This is a genomic window from Virgibacillus kekensis (assembly GCF_042654125.1).
Taxonomy (GTDB): Bacteria; Bacillota; Bacilli; order Bacillales; family Amphibacillaceae; genus Lentibacillus; species Lentibacillus kekensis.
On sequence record NZ_JBHSFU010000011.1, the window covers coordinates 90,243 to 109,756 of the forward strand.

Annotated in this window: 22 protein-coding genes; 14 read left to right on the forward strand and 8 right to left on the reverse strand. The window is 40.6% G+C overall.

Features of this window, described 5'->3' with window-relative positions; translation table 11 throughout:
* Positions 1-38: 38 nt before the first annotated feature.
* Both helD and ACFO3D_RS16520 read right to left on the reverse strand, forming a co-directional pair.
* The gene (gene helD, locus ACFO3D_RS16515; RefSeq protein WP_390298650.1) at positions 39-2,330 is read right to left on the reverse strand and encodes an RNA polymerase recycling motor HelD; all 2,292 of its coding nucleotides are present in this window, start codon (positions 2,328-2,330) and stop codon (positions 39-41) included.
* 188 nt (positions 2,331-2,518) lie between these two features.
* A complete protein-coding gene (locus ACFO3D_RS16520) occupies positions 2,519-2,899 on the reverse strand; it encodes an SLAP domain-containing protein (protein WP_390298653.1) in 381 nt (126 codons plus the stop codon).
* 130 nt (positions 2,900-3,029) lie between these two features.
* On the opposite strand from ACFO3D_RS16520, the gene ACFO3D_RS16525 reads away from it, so the two are divergent.
* The 8 genes from ACFO3D_RS16525 (at position 3,030) to ACFO3D_RS16560 (ending at position 7,841) form a co-directional block, all read left to right on the forward strand.
* Positions 3,030-3,230: a hypothetical protein gene (locus ACFO3D_RS16525; protein ID WP_390298656.1), complete on the forward strand. Its 201-nt coding sequence runs from the start codon at positions 3,030-3,032 to the stop codon at positions 3,228-3,230.
* 679 nt (positions 3,231-3,909) lie between these two features.
* Entirely contained in the window at positions 3,910-4,464 is a 555-nt protein-coding gene (locus ACFO3D_RS16530; RefSeq protein WP_390298659.1) for a CBO0543 family protein, read from the forward strand.
* Positions 4,454-5,041 carry a GNAT family N-acetyltransferase gene (locus ACFO3D_RS16535; RefSeq protein WP_390298662.1) on the forward strand — a complete coding sequence of 196 codons (588 nt, stop codon included), beginning with the start codon at positions 4,454-4,456 and terminating at the stop codon, positions 5,039-5,041. Before ACFO3D_RS16530 ends, ACFO3D_RS16535 begins: the two co-directional genes overlap by 11 nt.
* Before the next feature lie 25 nt (positions 5,042-5,066).
* A complete protein-coding gene (locus ACFO3D_RS16540) occupies positions 5,067-5,630 on the forward strand; it encodes a GNAT family N-acetyltransferase (RefSeq protein WP_390298665.1) in 564 nt (187 codons plus the stop codon).
* Positions 5,631-5,649: 19 nt separating this feature from the next.
* Positions 5,650-6,183, forward strand: coding sequence for a P-loop NTPase family protein (locus ACFO3D_RS16545; RefSeq protein ID WP_390298668.1), 534 nt, complete (start codon positions 5,650-5,652; stop codon positions 6,181-6,183).
* Positions 6,180-6,677, forward strand: coding sequence for a GNAT family N-acetyltransferase (locus tag ACFO3D_RS16550; protein ID WP_390298671.1), 498 nt, complete (start codon positions 6,180-6,182; stop codon positions 6,675-6,677). The genes ACFO3D_RS16545 and ACFO3D_RS16550 overlap by 4 nt, the downstream gene beginning before the upstream one ends.
* A gap of 21 nt (positions 6,678-6,698) precedes the next feature.
* Positions 6,699-7,247, forward strand: coding sequence for a GNAT family N-acetyltransferase (locus ACFO3D_RS16555; protein WP_390298673.1), 549 nt, complete (start codon positions 6,699-6,701; stop codon positions 7,245-7,247).
* Between the two features lie 27 nt (positions 7,248-7,274).
* The gene (locus ACFO3D_RS16560; protein WP_390298676.1) at positions 7,275-7,841 is read left to right on the forward strand and encodes a GNAT family N-acetyltransferase; all 567 of its coding nucleotides are present in this window, start codon (positions 7,275-7,277) and stop codon (positions 7,839-7,841) included.
* Between the two features lie 230 nt (positions 7,842-8,071).
* Here the strand turns inward: ACFO3D_RS16560 and ACFO3D_RS16565 are convergent, their stop codons facing one another.
* Positions 8,072-8,398 carry a four-helix bundle copper-binding protein gene (locus tag ACFO3D_RS16565; protein ID WP_390298679.1) on the reverse strand — a complete coding sequence of 109 codons (327 nt, stop codon included), beginning with the start codon at positions 8,396-8,398 and terminating at the stop codon, positions 8,072-8,074.
* Positions 8,399-8,529: 131 nt separating this feature from the next.
* On the opposite strand from ACFO3D_RS16565, the gene ACFO3D_RS16570 reads away from it, so the two are divergent.
* Positions 8,530-9,756: a GNAT family N-acetyltransferase gene (locus ACFO3D_RS16570; protein WP_390298682.1), complete on the forward strand. Its 1,227-nt coding sequence runs from the start codon at positions 8,530-8,532 to the stop codon at positions 9,754-9,756.
* 230 nt (positions 9,757-9,986) lie between these two features.
* Positions 9,987-10,550, forward strand: coding sequence for a sugar O-acetyltransferase (locus tag ACFO3D_RS16575; protein WP_390298685.1), 564 nt, complete (start codon positions 9,987-9,989; stop codon positions 10,548-10,550).
* Positions 10,551-10,797: 247 nt separating this feature from the next.
* Here the strand turns inward: ACFO3D_RS16575 and ACFO3D_RS16580 are convergent, their stop codons facing one another.
* The 3 genes from ACFO3D_RS16580 to ACFO3D_RS16590 form a co-directional block, all read right to left on the reverse strand.
* Complete coding sequence (locus ACFO3D_RS16580) at positions 10,798-11,271, reverse strand: DUF4367 domain-containing protein (RefSeq protein WP_390298688.1); 474 nt, start codon at positions 11,269-11,271, stop codon at positions 10,798-10,800.
* A 307-nt stretch (positions 11,272-11,578) separates the two neighbouring features.
* Positions 11,579-11,869: a hypothetical protein gene (locus ACFO3D_RS16585; RefSeq protein ID WP_390298690.1), complete on the reverse strand. Its 291-nt coding sequence runs from the start codon at positions 11,867-11,869 to the stop codon at positions 11,579-11,581.
* A gap of 389 nt (positions 11,870-12,258) precedes the next feature.
* On the reverse strand, positions 12,259-12,930 hold the full coding sequence (locus ACFO3D_RS16590) for a 5'-methylthioadenosine/S-adenosylhomocysteine nucleosidase family protein (protein ID WP_390298693.1): 672 nt from the start codon (positions 12,928-12,930) through the stop codon (positions 12,259-12,261).
* Positions 12,931-13,810: 880 nt separating this feature from the next.
* Here ACFO3D_RS16590 and ACFO3D_RS16595 point away from each other — a divergent pair.
* Entirely contained in the window at positions 13,811-14,089 is a 279-nt protein-coding gene (locus ACFO3D_RS16595) for a DUF3231 family protein (protein ID WP_390298696.1), read from the forward strand.
* A gap of 57 nt (positions 14,090-14,146) precedes the next feature.
* Positions 14,147-14,800, forward strand: a complete 654-nt coding sequence (locus ACFO3D_RS16600; protein ID WP_390298699.1) for a Type 1 glutamine amidotransferase-like domain-containing protein — start codon at positions 14,147-14,149, stop codon at positions 14,798-14,800.
* Positions 14,801-14,848: 48 nt separating this feature from the next.
* On the opposite strand, the gene ACFO3D_RS16605 is transcribed toward ACFO3D_RS16600, so the two are convergent.
* Positions 14,849-15,436, reverse strand: coding sequence for a cell wall hydrolase (locus ACFO3D_RS16605; protein WP_390298702.1), 588 nt, complete (start codon positions 15,434-15,436; stop codon positions 14,849-14,851).
* A gap of 423 nt (positions 15,437-15,859) precedes the next feature.
* The gene (locus ACFO3D_RS16610) at positions 15,860-16,744 is read right to left on the reverse strand and encodes a GNAT family N-acetyltransferase (RefSeq protein ID WP_390298705.1); all 885 of its coding nucleotides are present in this window, start codon (positions 16,742-16,744) and stop codon (positions 15,860-15,862) included.
* Between the two features lie 163 nt (positions 16,745-16,907).
* Between ACFO3D_RS16610 and sspO the strand changes: the two genes are divergently transcribed.
* On the forward strand, positions 16,908-17,945 hold the full coding sequence (sspO, locus tag ACFO3D_RS16615) for a small acid-soluble spore protein O (protein WP_390298708.1): 1,038 nt from the start codon (positions 16,908-16,910) through the stop codon (positions 17,943-17,945).
* A gap of 136 nt (positions 17,946-18,081) precedes the next feature.
* Positions 18,082-19,335: a YeeE/YedE family protein gene (locus ACFO3D_RS16620; RefSeq protein ID WP_390298711.1), complete on the forward strand. Its 1,254-nt coding sequence runs from the start codon at positions 18,082-18,084 to the stop codon at positions 19,333-19,335.
* The last annotated feature ends 179 nt before the right edge of the window (positions 19,336-19,514 follow it).

Genomic DNA, 19,514 nt, shown 5'->3' on the forward strand with positions numbered 1-19,514 from the left:
GGGGATGTGAAAGTTAATCCAGCCGGCGCCTTTTTGTATTATATGTTGGTAATTTCAAATGTTTCCTGTTTTGCTTCGTTCACAAACTTACACGGTTTCCCGGGAGTTACGACATGAAGGTCATGCATTGCTCGTGTACATGCAGTGTAGAAAAGCCCCCGATCTGATTCCTGACCGTAATTTTCTTGGGATGCATCAGGGATAATCACAGCATCAAATTCGATGCCTTTCGCAAGGTAAACAGGTAAGATGAGCAGGCCTTTTTCAAATGTATATGTCTGCTCGGTTATTTCCCGGATGGATACCTTGTCCTTTAGTGTCTGGAATAGCTCGCTGCTTTCTTTTGCTGTTTTACAAATGAGTGCGATTGTTTCATGACCTTTCTGGCGCAGTTGTTTGATATCCTTGATTAACGTCTCAGTAATGTTGCTGTTATATGCCGGCTTAATAACTTGCGGCTTGTCGCCGTCACGCTCAAACGGCTCAATCGAAGTATTGTGAGGCGCAAATTTTTGCGTAAACTCCACAATCTGTTTAGTCGAACGGTAACTCTTGTTAAGGATAATTCTCTCATGGTTCTGTTCAAGTGAGTCAGGTATAAGTGGATTCTCGTCGGCTGAGTACGCATAAATTGCCTGGTTGACATCACCGAGTAAGGTCATTCGTGTGTACGGAAACAGATGCCGGATAAATGCAAACTGAAATGCAGAATAGTCCTGCGCTTCGTCAATAAATAAGTGACGTACAGATCGGTCATTGGAGGCACCGAGCAGCCTTTCTTTAAAATAAAGATACGGGGCAGCCTCTTCCCAGGTCAGTAATTTTTTAGATAGGCTGGCTGCAGTCAGGGAGCGGATTTCCTCCCAGTCATCAGGGCGCTCCAGTGGTTCCCAGGTTCGGAAGAGTTCCCGGTATGATGCCAGTATATTTACAAACGCATAACGTTTTATGCGCTTCTTAATCGGTGCGAACTGCCGCTTCACAACTTCTTTTCGTAAAAAGTCCTCTTCCTGGACTGTCTCGTCTCCATCGTCGCGCTGGAGGGCGTGGTATGCCTCCAGGTAATCGTCCTTATCAAGGAGCTCCACTTTTTCTATGATCCAGTCTTTATTTTTTTCTTCCTGTTGTACTTTCCGTAATGTTTGAAGGAGCCAACGGGCAACAGATTCCATTCGGTTTGGCAGCGATATCTCCTTGTCGATGGAATAGAAATACTCGCTGATCTGCTCCTTGGAAATCAGTGTTTCCTGATGCAATGTAATGTTTCGGAAGTGGATTCCCTCATGGCCTAAGTCTTCAATATACTGATCAAGCAGTGACTTATATTCGAGACTGGATTTATAGGTCATGTTTGCAAGTCTTGCACCAAATTCTGGCCGATTGGTCGCGGTGAGCGTATATTCCATTTGAGCGAATGGTGATTCAATTGTAATATCGTTGCTAATCCGATTCTTTAAAAAATCATAGAACGTCGACTGACTGATGTTTTCTTCACCCAGTTCAGGAAGGACGTTTGCAATATAACTTGAAAATAACGGGTTCGGTGAAAAGAGAAGCAGGTTGGCTGCGTTTAATTCATTCCGGAAACGATACAACAGATAGGCTATACGCTGCAGGACGGCAGATGTTTTCCCGCTACCAGCGACACCCTGTACAATCAGCAGGTTGCTCCGCTCATTCCGAATAATTTTGTTCTGTTCTTTTTGAATGGTTGCGACAATAGATTTCATTGAGGTGCTTGCATTATCACCCAAGGCTTCCTGAAGCAGCTGGTCCCCAATAGTCAGCCCTGTATCAAACACGCTCTTAATCTTACCGTCTCTAATAATAAACTGTCTTTTCAATGTGATTTCACCGGTGATGGTATCATCAACTGTTTTATATTGTGCTGAACCTGGAGCATAGTCATAATAAAGACTGGAAATGGGAGCACGCCAATCGTATATCAGAAAGTTTTCCTGTTCCTGATCCATCATGGAGGCGGTGCCAATATAAATGTACTCGGGTTCATCATCAGGCTTCTCCCTAAAATCAATCCGTCCAAAATATGGAGAATCCTTTAATCTTTTGAGTTTCTTTAGTTCCTTGTCGATATTGCCGTGAACCTGTTCACGTTCAATCAGCAATTCTGCCTGTTGTTTAATGCTCGCTTGTGTTTCGATAATATCGTCGAGTTCCTCGAGATTGACAGTGACATCGTCCCAGAAGTTTTCCCGCAAGTTAATGATGGTGTCTTTTAATCCTGATCCTTTAGTATATAGCTTTTCTTCTTTCTTGGTGATTTCTTTTATTACTTCATTTACCCGCTTCTGTTCGGCTTCACGACTCATTCCACCAACCCCAATCCTAAAAATTATCTATTTTGTTGACTTTCTAAATGCCAGATGATATAGTATAATTAGGCTCTAAATATGTGTTATCATGAATTTATAGCCACTGGATTAGTTTATCATATATTGGGGGTTCAAACAACATTTTTTAGGTGTTGTTTTTTTTATGGCTTTTTTTAATAGGAAAGTCAAAAGTCTTTCATTGCTAAGGTGCCGCTATGGTACGTTTCTTTTTTCGAAAAACTTCCCGTTGGAAAAATAAATGTCCACGGCATACTTGTTTGTTCATGAATAGAAACAGGCAGGGTAAACGTGGATTCGGCGATGGTCTCACCGTTTTGGGTGTAGGCCATTTTTTGATTGTCGAAGGTGAATGCTGTTTTGCCAGTATTGTGGATCAGAACGGTAATTAGAAGTTCTTTTTTATAATTGGTGGCCTGCCAGACGGGTGTGAATTGAATTTGCTCTTCACTGGAGAGCTTAGAGTCCTGAAAAATACTTTCTATCTGAGTTCGATCTTTTGCTGACAAGGTGCGTTCCCATGCTGGGTGGAATTTAAGTTTTTGCATCTATAACACTCCAATCTTGTATAGTACTTTTACCAATTATGCGTGTAATTTAAAAATGCTGTCAATGTTTTAAAGACTTCGGATAGCATCACTTGTACCGGGAATATTACGGAGGATGGAGGTGAGAGAGATGGCAGAGGATAAAAAGAAAACGAAAGAAAATGTAAACGCGGAACTTGGCGGCATGGGACTGTATGGAACAACAGGCAATGTTGAAATCGAAGGATACAGTATGTCGGGCGATATTGAAAACGCCGGACAACTCGATAAAGGATTTAAAAAGAAAAAAGAAGATATGGGCGCTAAAGCTACATTGGAGGATTCTCCATAAGTGATGGAACGAGGGGTCTGACCCCTCGTTCCTACCTCTATGAGCGCCAATTTGTTGATTTTCCCGCATCGTTCGGTCACTCATAAGTGCGATGAGTGACGATTAGCTGGGTTCGCCGCTTCATTCGGTCACTCATAAGGGGGATGAGTGCCGATTTGCTGGATTCCGCGCTTCATTCGGTCACTCATAAGGGCGATGAGCGCCGATTTGCAGGATTCCCCGCATCGTTCGGTCACTCATAAGTGCGATGAGTGCCGATTTGCAGGGTTCGCCGCTTCATTCGGTCACTCATAAGTGCGATGAGTGACGATTTTCAGGATTTCCCGTTTCATTCGGTCACTCATAAGTGCGATGAGCGCCAATTTGCAGGATTCGGCCCTTCATTCGGTCACTCATATGAAGATAATACAGCGCAAATCCAAAAAAAACCGACAAATATACGAATTTACCCCTAACCATTCCAACATACTTCTGTTAAAATGTATAAACAATTATCAATTTTTAGGAAGAAACGGCGTGACTGATACTTAACCTTGAGGCTATGCTTTTATTTTCTTATCTTATAAATAAGCTCGCTGCCCTAACATTCATTGTCTTAGCGCTGTTATCCTAAGCGAATAAATTACGTCCTTATAACACAGATTAAATAAGTAAATACAATGGATAAGGACAGCTATCAATGGATATAAAAATGGAAAATTCCTGGAGAACAAGTGAATTAAAAGACCAGCACACGGAAACCGATATTCAGGTCTGGCTGGATTATGAGTTATTCTCATGGAACTGGTGGATTCTGGTTGTATTTCTGATTGTTCCATGGATTATCTGGCTGATAGTATATGACAGAAAAATTCTTCTGGAACTTTTATTGTTTGGTACGCTTGTTATAATTGCTACTACATATTTAGATTCAGTAGGTATCGATCTGGGGTTTTGGATGTATCCAGTAGAACTTATACCAATTACTCCGAGGGCGATGGCATTTGATTTTTCCATGGTTGCCGTAGCTTTTATGCTGGTATACCAGTATTTCCGTACATGGAAGGCATTCAGTTTAGGAATTTTAGGTATGGCAATACTTTTTGCGTTTATCGGAGAACCACTAGCCCATGCCTTAAAGCTTGTTTACTACATTAATTGGAATTATTTTTACTCGTTTCTTTATTACATCGTACTTGGTTTTATTGCAAAATTCATTACTGAGAAAGCGAGGGGGATAGAAGATGCCGCTTGAAGGTTTTTTTCAGGAAGGAAGAAGGATACTGGGGGATTACATTATCAGTCCTTTTGGTGAGGGAGAAGATGAACTGAAAGCAATCGCTGATCTGTATTTTGTGACGTTCCAGGAAGAGGATTCATCAAAGCAGCAGGCGCTTGCAACTATTCGTAAACATACTGGTTATGAAGGGTTTGTCGGGTTTCAGGCACATCATAAAGACGGAATGCTCGCTGGAGTTGCTTATGGATATACGAGTAAGCCTGGGCAGTTTTACCGGGAAAAACTAGCGGCACAGTTACCCGATGAACAAGCTCAACGGTGGTTAAGTGACTGCTTTGAATTTGTTGAGCTTGCAGTACATCCGGATTATAAACGCAGGGGATTGGCGAGTAACCTTCACGATATGCTGCTGGGGGAGACAGGCCATAAGACCGCAGTTTTGACAACTGCAGTTGATAACGAACCGGCAATCGGCCTTTATGCCAAGAAAGGCTGGGAAGTCATCAAGAATGATGTCCCAGTTCTTTCAGAAGACAATCCGCAATTAATTATGGGCAAGTATCTGAATCAGACCAATATAGGTCTTGATTGACCGTTGTTTAGAAGGGGGAAATTTTTTGAATCCGATACTATTAGATTTTCCACATGAATTTGAGACTGAGAGATTACTAATCAGAATGCCAAAGCCGGGAGATGGCAGAGTAGTGCATAAGGCTATTTGTGAATCAATCGATGAACTGAGGCCATGGCTGCCGTTTGCGCAAAAGGACCAGACAGAAGAGGATGTTGAAGTTAATATCCGTAATGCGCACATTAATTTTTTGAAACGCGAGGGTCTGAGATTACTTGTTTTTGAGAAAGAATCAGGCCAGCTTGTCTGCTCTTCCGGTTTGAACCGTATCGACTGGGACGTTCCGAAGTTTGAAATCGGGTACTGGGCGGTGACTAGGCACTGTGGAAAGGGCTATGCGACAGAAGCAGTGGAAGGGATCACTGCATTTGCGTTCAGGGAACTTGGTGCCAACCGTGTGGAAATCAGGTGTGACCGCAAAAATGTCAGGAGCCGGGCGATTCCGGAGAGGTTGGGGTATGAGTTGGAAGCGACACTGAAAAACGATGATCTTTCGGTTGATGGAAACGAACTGAGGGATACGTGCATTTACGCGAAAATAAGAGACTGATAGCGCTGGAGGGGGTGAAATGAATCGGATTATGGTCATCGGCATTTCTGCTGGAGTGGGAAAATCCACCTTTGCGAGGAAGCTTGGGGAGTCACTGGAGATTCCCGTTTATCACCTCGATGTCCTCCACTGGGAGCCGGGCTGGACAGAGGCACCCAAGGAGTTATTTGCAGCAAGGCAACGGGAAATCGTGAAAAAAGAGCAATGGATCGTCGAAGGAAACTACAGCAGCACATTTTCTATCCGGGCTGAAAAATGTGACACAGTAATTTATCTGGAATTACCTTTACACGTTTGTTTTTACCGTGTAATTAAACGCTGGCTTACGAATATAGGGGAGACCCGCCCTGATATGGGTGAAGGATGCCGGGAGAAACTGGACTGGGAGTTTGTAAAATTCATATTAACTACCTACCGCTCCAGGAAGCTGAAAATGGCTGAGCGGCTGAGTAACTTTACGGCCGAGGGGAAGAAAGTTATTACGTTGAAAAGCAAGCGGCAGATTAACGAATACATACAAAGCTTGCAATCGGAGAGCAGGGGAGTCGGATGATTGTACGGGAAGTTAAAGAAGCGGATGCAGCCGCACTGGCAGAACTTACAAATGCAGTGGAATCAAGTTCAGCGTATATGCTCTGGGAACCCGGTGAACGGGATATGGATTCAACAAGAATGAAGAAAAGAATTACCGCGATGAAAAACGAGAAGAACTCTTCCATTTTTCTTGCCGAAGATAATCAGCGATTAGCAGGTTATTTGATGGCTATTGGCGGTAATGCAAATAGGAACAAACACGCCGCTTATCTGGTAATTGGGGTCCTCGAAGAATATAGAGGACAGGGAGTCGGTACGGCACTTTTTCAAAAGCTGGAACAATGGGCTCAAACAAAGAATATCCATCGGCTGGAACTCACGACTGTTGCCCAGAATAACGGCGGAGTAGCCCTTTACCAAAAGATGGGATTTGAAATTGAAGGGACAAAGCGCGATTCCTTAATGATAAATGGTGAGTATCTCGACGAATATTACATGAGCAAGCTTCTGTAAAACATAGGGGAGGTATGTAGAATGGCTGATGTTACTCTAATTCCACATGACAGAACATATGCTGCAAACATGTCCAGACTTTCATCAGCATGGCAGGTGAAAGATGCACTGGGTCTAACTGACGAGCAGACATCACTTGAAGGAACAATCGGTTTTATCGAATTCATCCTGGAAGAAGAGAAGAAGCAAACCCATTATTCAAGAATGATATTAAATGAACATCAGGAACTTATAGGGGTTATAACGCTAAAGGACATTGATAAGCTAAATAAGAACTGCCATATTGGAACCTGGATTGGTCACCCGTTCTGGGGAAAGGGCTATAATCAAGCGGCAAAAAATAAAATTTTGCACACTGCGTTTACCGAGTTGGAACTTGACCATGTTTTTGCTGGTGCAAAAGCTACTAATAAGCGTTCGCAAAAATCACAGGGAAAAATACCATATATTCGGCTTGGGGTTGAGAAGGAATTTCCTGAGGAGCTTCGCAAAATAGAAGAACAGACCGGTGAGCCATGCGTATTAAACGCAATTTATAAAGAAGATTTTCTGAACTGGTATAAAAAATAAATTACAACTGATACTGGGGGATTACGTATGAAGATAGAGGCCATATTCAGCGACTTGCCGATATTGGAGACGGAGCGGCTCATTCTCAGGAAGGTAACCTCTGGTGACGCAGAGGAAATGTATATCTATGGAGCCAATCCGGAAGTTTCGCGGTATGTGAGTTGGAATACACACAGTTCGATTGCCGATACGAGAGAGTTTATTGGGTTTATTTTAAAACAATACAAAAACAGCCAGCTTGCACCATGGGGAATTGAGCATAAAGAAAGCGGGCAGTTTATCGGAACAATTAATTTCCTGTCATGGAACCCGAGACATAAGACCGCCGAAATCGGCTATGTTCTGGCAAAAAAATACTGGGGGCAGGGATTGACAACAGAAGCCGCCAATGCGGTAATTCGGTTTGGGTTTGAAAATATGGAGTTGGTACGGGTTCAGGCTAAGTGTCTTGTAAAAAATATTGGCTCTCAACGGGTGATGGAGAAATCCGGTATGTCGTATGAAGGGCGAATCAGAAAAGGGATGTTCGTTAAGGGCGAGCATATTGATCTAAATCTGTACTCTATATTGCGTGAGGAATTCAAGGCAGGCTAAATATCTGCAGGAGAACTAGGCCCCACGAGTAAAATAGCTTAATCTTCCTTTCTCCCGGGTCCTGGTTACCCGTAGTGTCAATAAGCTGGAGGGAGGAGAATATTTTTTATATGGGCAACGTTATGTTTGGCAAGGTTTAGGGCTGATCACGTATACGGGTTAGCTGCTAGTTGATATAAATAACTGCCCAAAATTGGGGGAAACCAATCCGGGCAGTTTTTGTATTTTTATTAGGATACTTTTTTGCAAGCTTCCGCACACTTGAAGCAAGCTTCTGCACATTTTTTGCAGTGCTCAGAATCGTGCTTGTCACATTCTTTTCCGCAGTCTTCACAGATTTTGGCACATACAGAAGCAAGTTCAGATACATATGGAGATTTCCTTGAAATTGCCTGTTCAAGATAAGAGCAAATATCTGCACATTCACGGTCCAAACGGATGCATTCTGCCATCATTTTAACGTCATCTTCCTGTAGGCATGCGTTGAAGCAATGATTACATTCCTCCATGCACTCGTGTAATGCCTGAAGTAATTGCTGATGTTGTTCGTGAGCCATTTTAAAAAACCTCCTGTGAATTTTTTTACATAGATAGTATTTCCCCCAGTATTCCCTTACTAAACGTTAGGGACAGGGGGACAGGCACCGTGTCCCATTCATGACTGGGATAATAAAAAGGGGAGAAACCAATGAAAAAGCAGATTAGAAAATTAACTGAGAAAGAATACGATGACTTCGCAATACTGGCAAACGGGGCTTATCCGGGGCTTAATGCTGAGAAATGGTTGGCCGCTCATATTAATGTGTCACCTGACGAGAACCTTCATGGTGTCTATGCTAGCGATAAGCTTGTTGCCGGGATGCGAACATTTGATTTCAGAATGAATTTCAATGGCACAGAAATTGCCGCTGGTGGGGTTGGCATGATTGCGGTGGATTTGCTACATAAGAAGGAACGGAATGCTTATCAGCTTATGCAGTATTTTCTTAAGGAGTATGATGAATCAGGAACCAATATCGTTATGCTGAACCCTTTTAAAGTTACTTTTTATAGAAAAATGGGCTTTGGCATGGGTACCAAATCCTATCAGTTTCATATGCATCCCAGGGAATTTATCAATTTCCGGGCGAAAGAGCATTTAAAAGAACTTTCGATAGAGGATAGAGAGAAAGTTCGTGAGTGTTACAACAGAATTTATGCAATTACCCATGGAATGACAAGGAGGCCCAATACAGAGCGTGAGCTGGGGAGACCTTTCCAGTTTGGAAGAGTCATTGGATACATAGAGGACGGAAATTTAAAAGGATACATGGTATTCAGTTCCGAAGAAGAAGAGCTGCATATTCATGAACTTTTTTTCGAAACACCTTTAGTTATGAAAGAGTTCTCCACGTTCCTGCATAGTCAGGCTGACCAGTTTAGCAACGTTATCATAAATTCCAACCACGATGACATTATCCATATGGTTAATTCACCGGAGAGCAAGGAAACCCCGATGACTGATTTTCCCTCAAACGTGGAGCCTAAGCATATTGCACATCTGGGGGCTGGCGTAATGTTCCGTATTATCAATGGCCAGAGATTCTTCAAGGATTTGATGGAGAAAGGTCACCGATTTGGCAGGGAGACAGTAAGTTTAAAATTGAGCATTACCGATGAGTTTTTCCCGCAGAATAGTTCAGCGATAATTATCGACGTGGTTAAGGGTACTCTTAAGGAAGTACGGAATGAAGGTATATACGATGTGGAGCTAAAGATAAATGTCAGTGAGTTCTCTTCGCTGGTCATGGGAGCTGTAAACTTGAGAACCCTGCAAAAATGGGGACTGTCAGAGTTGTCGGAATCTAGTTACGTACGAACACTCACCTCTTTATTCAGCACCGACAATCTTCCAGTTGTTACGAAGGCTTTTTAACATTCAAAGAAGGACTTTTACCATGGAAGTCGAATTTTAACAATGGATACTTCAGTTACAAGGAGGGTTAATTCATGGGGAAAATAGTAGGTTTTGAATTAAGGCAGCTAGGATCTTAGGACTGATTGAGCGGAAATAGGAGATAGAAATCTACGGTAGACTGAGTGAATCTACAGTAAACCAGACGACGGCAAGCCAACTCGTCTTCACCATAGAAAGGAGCATATACGATGAAAACCGAGAAAGAAAAAATGCTTATCGGTGAATTATATAATGCAGCAGATCCGGAGCTTGTTGCAGAAAGAGAATTTGCGAGGAGGTTGACAAGGCACTTAAATCAAACAACCGAGGAAGAGCCGGAAAAGAGAGTGGAAATTTTAAAAGAACTGTTTAGGACTACCGGCGACGATCTGTTTATTGAGCCAACATTCCGCTGTGATTATGGCTATAATATTCACGTGGGCGAGAATTTTTTTGCCAATTTTGACTGTGTTTTCCTGGATGTCTGTGAAATAAAGATTGGAGATAATTGTCTTATGGCACCGGGTGTACATATTTATACAGCAACCCATCCGCTAAGTCCTACGGCGAGGGCAACAGGTGCAGAATACGGAAAACCTGTTTCAATTGGTGACAATGTGTGGATTGGTGGAAGAGCTGTCATTAATCCTGGTGTGAAAATTGGTGACAATTCGGTCATCGCATCCGGTGCTGTAGTGACCAGGGATGTACCGGATAACGTGGTCATTGGCGGAAATCCTGCTCAAGTTATTAAGCGGATAGCTGTTGAATAAAAAGGAGGGCAATATGGGGATAAGTAGTTCGATTCTGTAGTACAAAAACGTATTTAGAAGACGAAATAACAACAGAATTATCGCACCGATTAACAAAGTAATAAACATTACAATAGGTAAAGAAAAACGCTTGAATATTAAATTATCCAAGCGTTCTGTTTTACATTGTTTTGTTGAACTAAAGCACCCTTTAGTGCAACAAGCACATATTCGTTGTTTAGATTCTTTTAATCATTCAGTGAATCGGTTATTCGAAGGACTCCGCTACAGCCATCAATTCTTCTTTAGTGACCTTTTCTTCAGACTGCTGACTTAAATAACCTAGGTTATAGCTAATACCATTTTCTTCCCACTTCAGTGTTTTGGTATCAGCTTTATTTAACCTATACTTTGCTTTAATTTCGCCGATTTTTACCTCTTCGTATTCGTTGTCATCCTGATAACTGGTTTCTCCTTTGAAAATTGTCAAACTTAGGTGGTTGCCTTCGCCAAAAAAATCAACAGTTACCATCTTATCATTGAAAGGGTCTGCTGATGCTTCTGCATCCTCTACTTTAAATGGAACTTCGGTGGGTAATTTAGGGTGGAAATCATCTTTTTTAATCTCAGATTTAATCTCAGCATTATCGTAAGAAACTAAATCCAAGTTTTTATTCCCATTTGTTCCACAACCAACCAACAGCATCCCAGCTGTTATCAATAAATATAATACTTTCTTCACATCATCACCCTCGTTTTTTAAATATTTAATCACTATACATTCATTTTACCATAAAATTACCAATTACCTTAAACGAATTTTGATCTTTGAAATTAAAGCAGACTATCGCAAATAAATTATATTCCTTAAATTGAACATTATATCAATATCCTTCTTCAACAATCCTGCCCGTTAGCACAAGATCGTCATAAATCAATATTAACATAATATTCCAACCATTTTTCATAAAAATAAAGACCATCGATTTGATGATCTCTTGTTTAACTCTTGCACTCTTTAGTTGAAGAACATAAGGCGATTACTTTACTTACATTTCTTTTAAGCTCAAACTTTCGATATGTTCTTTCCACTGTATAGTAATTTCATAGCTGGTTGGTTCTTCGCTAAACTGAAAATCAATAGTCTTCTTTCCTTCTTCAGATAGGTGAAATGGCGTGGTAAATTTCATCTCCTTAAATTTCCTGGATAACTCTATTTTTTCTTGTGGAATTGCCCCATCACCAATGTATTCGATAATCAAGTTTTTATCTCTATCATAAACCACCTTCCAATTTTCACTCTCCCCTACATAATACCCACTAGAACTTTCTGAATACAATTCTGAGCATCCAGTCAGGTATAATCCGATTAACAGAAATAGCATCAACCTTTTTTAATCATTTGATACCCCCCTTGTTCCATAATCCTGCTCCGTTACTTCAACAGAAGGAGATGCCAGCCAATCGACAACTCCTTGTTCCACTAAAGCACCCTTTAGCTTAATAAGAGTTGAGTTATCTTTTTTGTCCATTCACCATTTTTATCTGCAAGTAAAGTATTCCGCCCCAACTTTCCTGCCTTTATTATAATGGGGATATGTGTAATGGTCTTACAATATATTTACCGTAAGCACAAAAAATAATGGATTTGGAACTAACGTAGAACGATAGTTCAATAAAAGACAAGTTTCATCAACAATCATAATCTTTCTATTAACTTTAAATTTATTTAAATAAATCTTTTTAAATATTCGCCAAATATTTTGTTCATAACTTTGGGTGTGTTTTCTAAATAAACATTAATTTGTTCAATGTTCGATTCGAATTTATCAGAGTTTCTTTCATCTGTTGGAAAATCAGATATTCCTTTAATGATAATGCATTCAACATCATTCTTCTTACAGATATAAGCAATTGCACCCGCTTCTGTATCGGCTATTGTTATTTCGTTTTCTTTAAGTTCTAAATAGTCCTTCCACATAACTAGTGCTTTATCGGCGGTGGCAATTGTTCCGGTATAAAAATCATTTCCATATTTTGATAGAGCAATATCGACTATGAAGGATTGTTTAATAAGAGGCTCAATTTCTTTTACTGTGCAATCATATTGAACGGCTTTATCGGGTACAAAAATATCCAAATTACTGAATTTATCATCTATTCCTGCACATGTTCCAGCAACGATTACTTTAGTTAAATTAAATTTAGAAATCATATACTGATTACCACCAACACCATTTACTTTTCTTACACCGGTACTATAAAAAACAAGTTCAGTATCATTAATTGTTCTTGTGAAATACTCGCCATAAGGATAACCGAAACGTTCGTTATCTTTTATGCTAAAGTATTCCAATGTCGCTTCATATTCCCACTTCGTTGCAATACTTATTCCTATCATCGACTTATCACCCTACAAATATAATTTGTCACTATTGAATGTCTATACACGGTCTGAATTCTTTTAATCACTATCCTTTTTTACTGTGTTCATCATCAATTCGTTATTAATATGTAAATATCCTTTTTTTACTAACCTGCCCGTTAGTCACACATGCAGCGCAAGACCAGCCCTGCACCACAGAGCATGAAAATGTATGTCTTTGTCTATACTTTATTGTACGGCTGGCGAAGAAGGTCGATGAACTATGGTGCCGTAGAGCCCATCCGTTAGTCTGACTCCAACGACCACGGTGCATCACTGACTGTCGCACCTTATATGGGTAGCACTCATGGGAGATTAATCCTAATCTGGTTTTTGCACCAGCCTGCTTAATTATTTCTATTAAACATAGAAGGAAGAGATCAATTACATTCAATACAATTTTACAAAGGTTACTTCAGGCTCAGCCTTTTTTAAAAAAACATTTAGTTGGGTCAATTTAAATATGCACTTTTTTAGATTTTCAATAGTTTTTATTTTCATGGGAGTTTAAGTACGATTATTCACATTCATATTATTATTTTAACATAAATATCCATTTTACCTGTATTTTTTATGGAAAGTTAGCCACGTAATTGGAGAGCATTTTAGCAACCGAATTATGCAGTTAACAATAGCTATTGTCATCTTGCTAAAACACCTGCTAATTAGGTTTTCGATTTGCTATAATTTCTTGTATAAGCGTTGTTAAATCAAAAAAAATAAGCAGTCCAATTTGTATGTTAATTGGACTGCTAAAAGGTTTGTTTTTTTATATTTTGTACTCCAAAACCGAACCCGTTAAATATGGGGAATGTTGGGTTTTATTTAAGAGCGGACAGTAGTACTACACTAAACTTTGCATCTTCACTCATCATTTGGGGAGGATTCCATCGTCCTTGACAGTACAGAGGCGCCATTTTCGGAAAAGTTGATGATGGGAATAAGTTCAGCACTTATCACTATATCAATGACCAGTTTGGGAAAAGGGATTGCGACAAGTATGCGTAGTGATTTGGTGGGAGAGTATACAGAACTGCTTACCCGTGTCGGGAAGTACGAGATTTCTGGCGCTAAGCTCGCTATCAAGAATGGTTGGATGGAGAAGCCGCCGCAAACGCTTGACCGGAGAAATTAATGTTGACATTGCTATGTTAAATGCTATAGTAGGCTAAAAAAACAGGGGGAGAAGACTATGGGAGACAGGCATTTATTCATGTTCGGAGCGGGACCTCCTTTTACGAACAGACTGGGCAGAAGATTTGCTGAATGTGCTTTGAATGAACGGGGAAAGGTCGCTGTCTTATTTATCGAAAGAGATGGATGGAAGGAATACATGGTAAATTATACAGGGGTTCTTCAGGAAAATGGAATTCCTGATTTTGCGTATCTTCCGCTCTCTAAGAATCCTGGTGAACTAGTGGACGAACTTTCAACTTGTACAGGAATTATTATTGGCGGAGGAGACACAGAGCGGTACAGAAATTCCATTGTAGAAACAGAAATTGGCACTCGGATAATAGAAATGTACCAAAGTGGTGCGCCTGTTGCCGGATTTTCAGCTGGAGCACTGATCAGTCCTGCACACTGCGTAATTGCACCAGTTGATAACAGGGAAAAGAAACATCTTTTTCTGAAAGGGCTTGGACTCATACATAATTGTGTAATTAGTGCGCATTACTCCACATGGCAGGAAGAAAATAATCTTAAAGCAGCAATCAACAGGACAGGTGTCCCGGTTGGCTATGGAATCGATGATGGAGCAGGGATTTATTTTCAAAACGAGATAAGGAAAGAGACCGATGGAGGAAAGGTATATTCTTTCATCAATGAAAGTAAAAAAGGCTGACCTCCGGTAAAAATGGAGTTCAGCTTCTTTGGGTCTGGCTTTCCTTACTTATTTTGCAAAACGGTGGTTACCGATTGTTTTGGTAACTTCACGGGTGAAAATCCAGTCACTACTTGCGGTTTCCGGATTATAAAAGTAAATAGAATTACCACCTTGGCCTCTAAATGCAACGGCTTCATTTACGGCACGCATATCTTCGGCAGTATATCCTTGGTTAATTGCACCGTTTTTAACTGGAGTAAACGCATAGGTGCCCTGGACTTTTTTATAAACAACACCTTTGACTGAATCAGGAAATTCTTTGTGATTCACACGGTTGAGGACGACAGTAGCTACTGCAACCTTTCCAGCGTACGGTTCGCCTTTTGCTTCAGCGTGAACGAGTTTAGCTAAAAGTTTCTTATTTTCATAGGAAACAGAATCAGGGATATAGATTGTTTCCCCTTCATAAATAAGATTGCCGGATTGCTGATTGGCAATCTGCAGATTAGTAAGTGATATGCTGAAATTTTTTGCAATGGTCCAGAAAGTGTCACCTTCTTGGACTTTATAGGTAGAAGCATCGGCGCCAGCCGGTAATGCTAATATGGTAAATGAAAGAATAAATACAGGTAAAAGTTTCTTTAATTTATTCAATGAGGCAGCCTCCTAGTATTTTTACTTATACTAAAAGACTACTAAATGTAATATTTTCTGGCATTAACCAAAAATTAACTATTGCTCCTACAAACGGCATATGCTAGATTACCTAAGCAACCAAGCGTTTGCAGGGAATATTTTCCTTCGTGTTAAAAGTTCTAATGTCTGGTTTGATTGGAATATTAAGGTCCGTCTTTAACAAGTGTTACATGATTGTAACATCAATTAGGGTTGAGAACGACAAACAGGTTCTCAGTCTTGCAAAGGCCCAGAGTGAATCTGAGAAAAAAACGTTGGAAGAAATTCATAATGGTATGCTAGACCGGAGCTGGGTGAATAAGTTATTGAGGGAGAAGGGGTGCGATTTTCACTGAAAAATAAGCCGGGGAGCATTTTCACTCTTCCGGCTTATTTTCAAGTCTAACTTATATTTTTCATCGTTAACCATTCCGCTTTGCTGACACCATGGAGAATCCAGGGAGATGGAAGTTTAAACTGATGATAGGTGGGGAGGCGGTTAGCCTGCTCTTTAGTCATATCCAGCCATATATAGGTTTCATCTTCGCTCCGTTCCGTCATATCCCGGTACTCTCGGGAGATGGTCTCCCATAATCCAGGCTGCGAATCGATGTCTTCCCATGGATAAATAGTTTGGAGAAAATGGTATTTTTTCTGGTCTTCTTTTATAATAACCACGCGACTCCCGGTTTCATTTTCATAAAAGGACCATTGGTTCACCTCTTCATCCTGAAACAAATCGCTGGATACTGGAAAAGGATAAAAGCATTGATATGGAAAAACCTCGGATAGCGCCGGATACATTTTGTTAAGCCAATCTTTTTTTCGTTGGAGATTCTGGATCGGTTTCCACGGATTGGTGCCTGACTCCAGAGCTGATGTGTCTTTTGTCATTGCCCCATGTAATCGTGAATAAGTTTTAAATCCATTCTTGTCCATTACTCTTCGTGCTGCAAAATTTTCTTCCTGGGTATTGGCACCAACCCATTGAACCTCTTCAAGGTTCAATGCCTCATCCCGCATGTATGCCATTAACTTGGACGCATAAGAATTACCTCGAAAGCGCAAGTCACTTCTTAATCTTCCCAGCATCGCATACCTGCCGGCGAAAATAGAATAACCTCCGACACTGACCAGCTGATTGTCGAGAAATAAGCCGAATAGACGGTTATTACCGGTTATAAGCCGGTCAAAAATCTGAAGTACGTAATCATTATCTTTTCCAGTCTGCATCGTTTCCAAATAAGAGTAATCAGACTGATTCAATTGTCGTATATTTATGCTCATATGTATCTCACTCTCTCTGATTATCTGTTATTCCCATAGTTATTATAAATGGTTATATGATAGCAAACAAAATAATTGAATTCATATTAATTTTTAGAGTTATTCCTAAATCATAATATAAATAAGCCGATATAATGGACAAACAGATTAAGGGAGTTTCATTATGGGGATATTAGATATATTTAAGAAGAAAGCTGAAGTAAAAACAGCAAAAAGACAGACCCGTTCCACTGCTCCCAATAGCAAGGACAATAACCGAATTGCCACGAGAAAAGGGGAGATCGGCGAACATAAAATTGATATTCAGTTATCCCAGTTCCCAAAGGAATATAAATACTTATCAGATATTATGGTAGAGAACCCTAAGTCAGCCACCGGTTATTCGCAGATTGACCACATTGTTATTACGTCATACGGTATTTTTGTTATTGAGACAAAGAATTATCAGGGGACAATTTATGGTGGCAGGGAGAGAAAGACCTGGCTAGTTAATGGAAAATTTAAGATGATGAGCCCGGTTCTGCAAAACTATGGACATATCGAAGCATTAAAACCTTATATTGACAACAAGTTTCATCGCTATTTTGTTTCTGTAATTTCTTTTACAAAGCGATGTACACTCAAAATTGGGATGGATTTAAGAGAAATATCTTCGGATGAAATTGTAATATATGATTTATATTTGACTGAAACTATTAAGCGAAAACTGTCCATTGCTAAAATGACATATAAAGAGCCTTTATTTACAGAAAAAGATATCGCAAAAATACATAGTACGCTTAAGAAGATAAATATTACGGATAAAAAAATCAGGGATGTACACACAAATAAAGCAAATAAAAGTAAGGAACTCAACAGGCTGCCGCAAAATGCTGTGTTTGTGATAAAGTTGTTTCAGAAAAAGTTAATCGCTATTGCCAGTCAAACAAGAAATTCAACGGTAAAGTATATTGCTATGAACACCAAAAAACCCACGCGTAATAGACCTGCTATTCGAATAACCACTCCAAATTTACGCAAACTATGTGGTATGGAGGTGTGTGATGTGGGAAAAAAATCAGGTAGAAAACAGGGTAACTCACAAAGTGATGAGCAGGCAGTGAGGAAGGACTTGTCGAAGGAATTTGATCATGAATTCGCCAATGAGCCATTAACCCCGCGAGAAAAGTATAATAATAAGAAAACCAAAAAACGTCACTAATACATTGAGTACTATCCACAGTATTTCGGAGCCCACCGGATGCTGTGTTTTTTTACGTTTGACACAAACACAAGAAGTCGGTATTATATATTGATGTATTAATTCATACTAATTTTATCAGGAAAGGATGGTTTGCATGGCGACCAAAGTTCAACCTGTCAGTGAAGTACGAGACCCGGTTAAACGGGGCGATACTGATTTAAATAAACCGCAAACCAAATTAATAATCGGTGGACTGCTTGTCAGTGCCGTATTACTGATTTATCTAATATTTACACAAAATATTGTTCAGCCATTACTGTTGATTATTGGACTTTTGCTTGGATATACATTATTCCATGCCAGATTCGGATTTACCTCAGCCTTTCGCAGAATCATGTCAGTGGGGAACGGGCAAGCATTACGAGCGCATATGCTGATGCTTGCTGTAGCGGTGACCCTATTTGCCCCGATTTTGGCATTTGGCTATTCTTTCTTTGGAGACGGTGTGGCCGGGTATGTGTCTCCTATCGGTGTTAGTGTTTTCGTTGGAGCATTCATGTTTGGAATTGGAATGCAGCTTGGCGGAGGATGTGCATCAGGGACGCTGTACGCAATCGGCGGCGGTCGTTCGGTAATGTTTATCACACTGCTATTCTTTATAGTCGGAGCGACAGTGGGTGCAGCCCACCTGCCTTTCTGGACTGAAGATCTGCCATCCTACCAGCCAGTATCGCTGGCAACTTCCACAGGCCTTGGATATGGAGGAGCATGGCTTGTCTCTATTATTCTATTTGGTCTTATTGCTTGGATTACGGTTAGGATTGAAAAGAATCGCAGAGCACCTAAAATGGCCCCTGTTCCGTCAACATCAGGCTGGAAACGGATTTTCCGTGGCTCATGGCCGTTATTTGCAGCAGCAATCGTTCTAGCCGTGCTTAATGCGCTGACATTGATGACTCGTGGAGCACCATGGGGTATCACTTCTGCATTTGCACTTTGGGGCTCTAAAGTTGCTCAGGTTTTCGGCGTTGATGTTGCTGGCTGGGGATACTGGCAGGGTGCCAACGCGGTAGCACTCAATTCATCTATTTTTGCCGATACTACCACTGTTCTGAACTTCGGCGTTATTCTTGGTGCATTTCTTGCATCTGCTGCCGGCGGATTATTCAAATTCAATAAAATAACTGGTAAGAATGCGGCGGCTTCTGTAATCGGCGGACTGCTGATGGGGTACGGCGCACGTCTGGCATTCGGTTGTAACATCGGTGCTTATTTTGGTGGAATTGCTTCCTTCAGTTTGCATGGCTACATCTGGGGAATCATGGCGCTTGGTGGAACTTTCATCGCGCTTTATCTAAGACCGATTTTTGGATTATCTGTACCAAAACCGAAAGACTCGTTCTGTTAAAAGTTTTACAAGATATTATGAAAAAGCATCATGTAGCTGATTACGCTGCATGATGCTTTTTCGTTCTCCGAAGTTTTACGATTGATACTTCGACCGCTCATCAAGTGGATGAGAGGCGTTTGGAAGAGCTTCTCACTTCCTTCGACCTCTCATTAAGCCGATAATTGATTTTTTTCTAT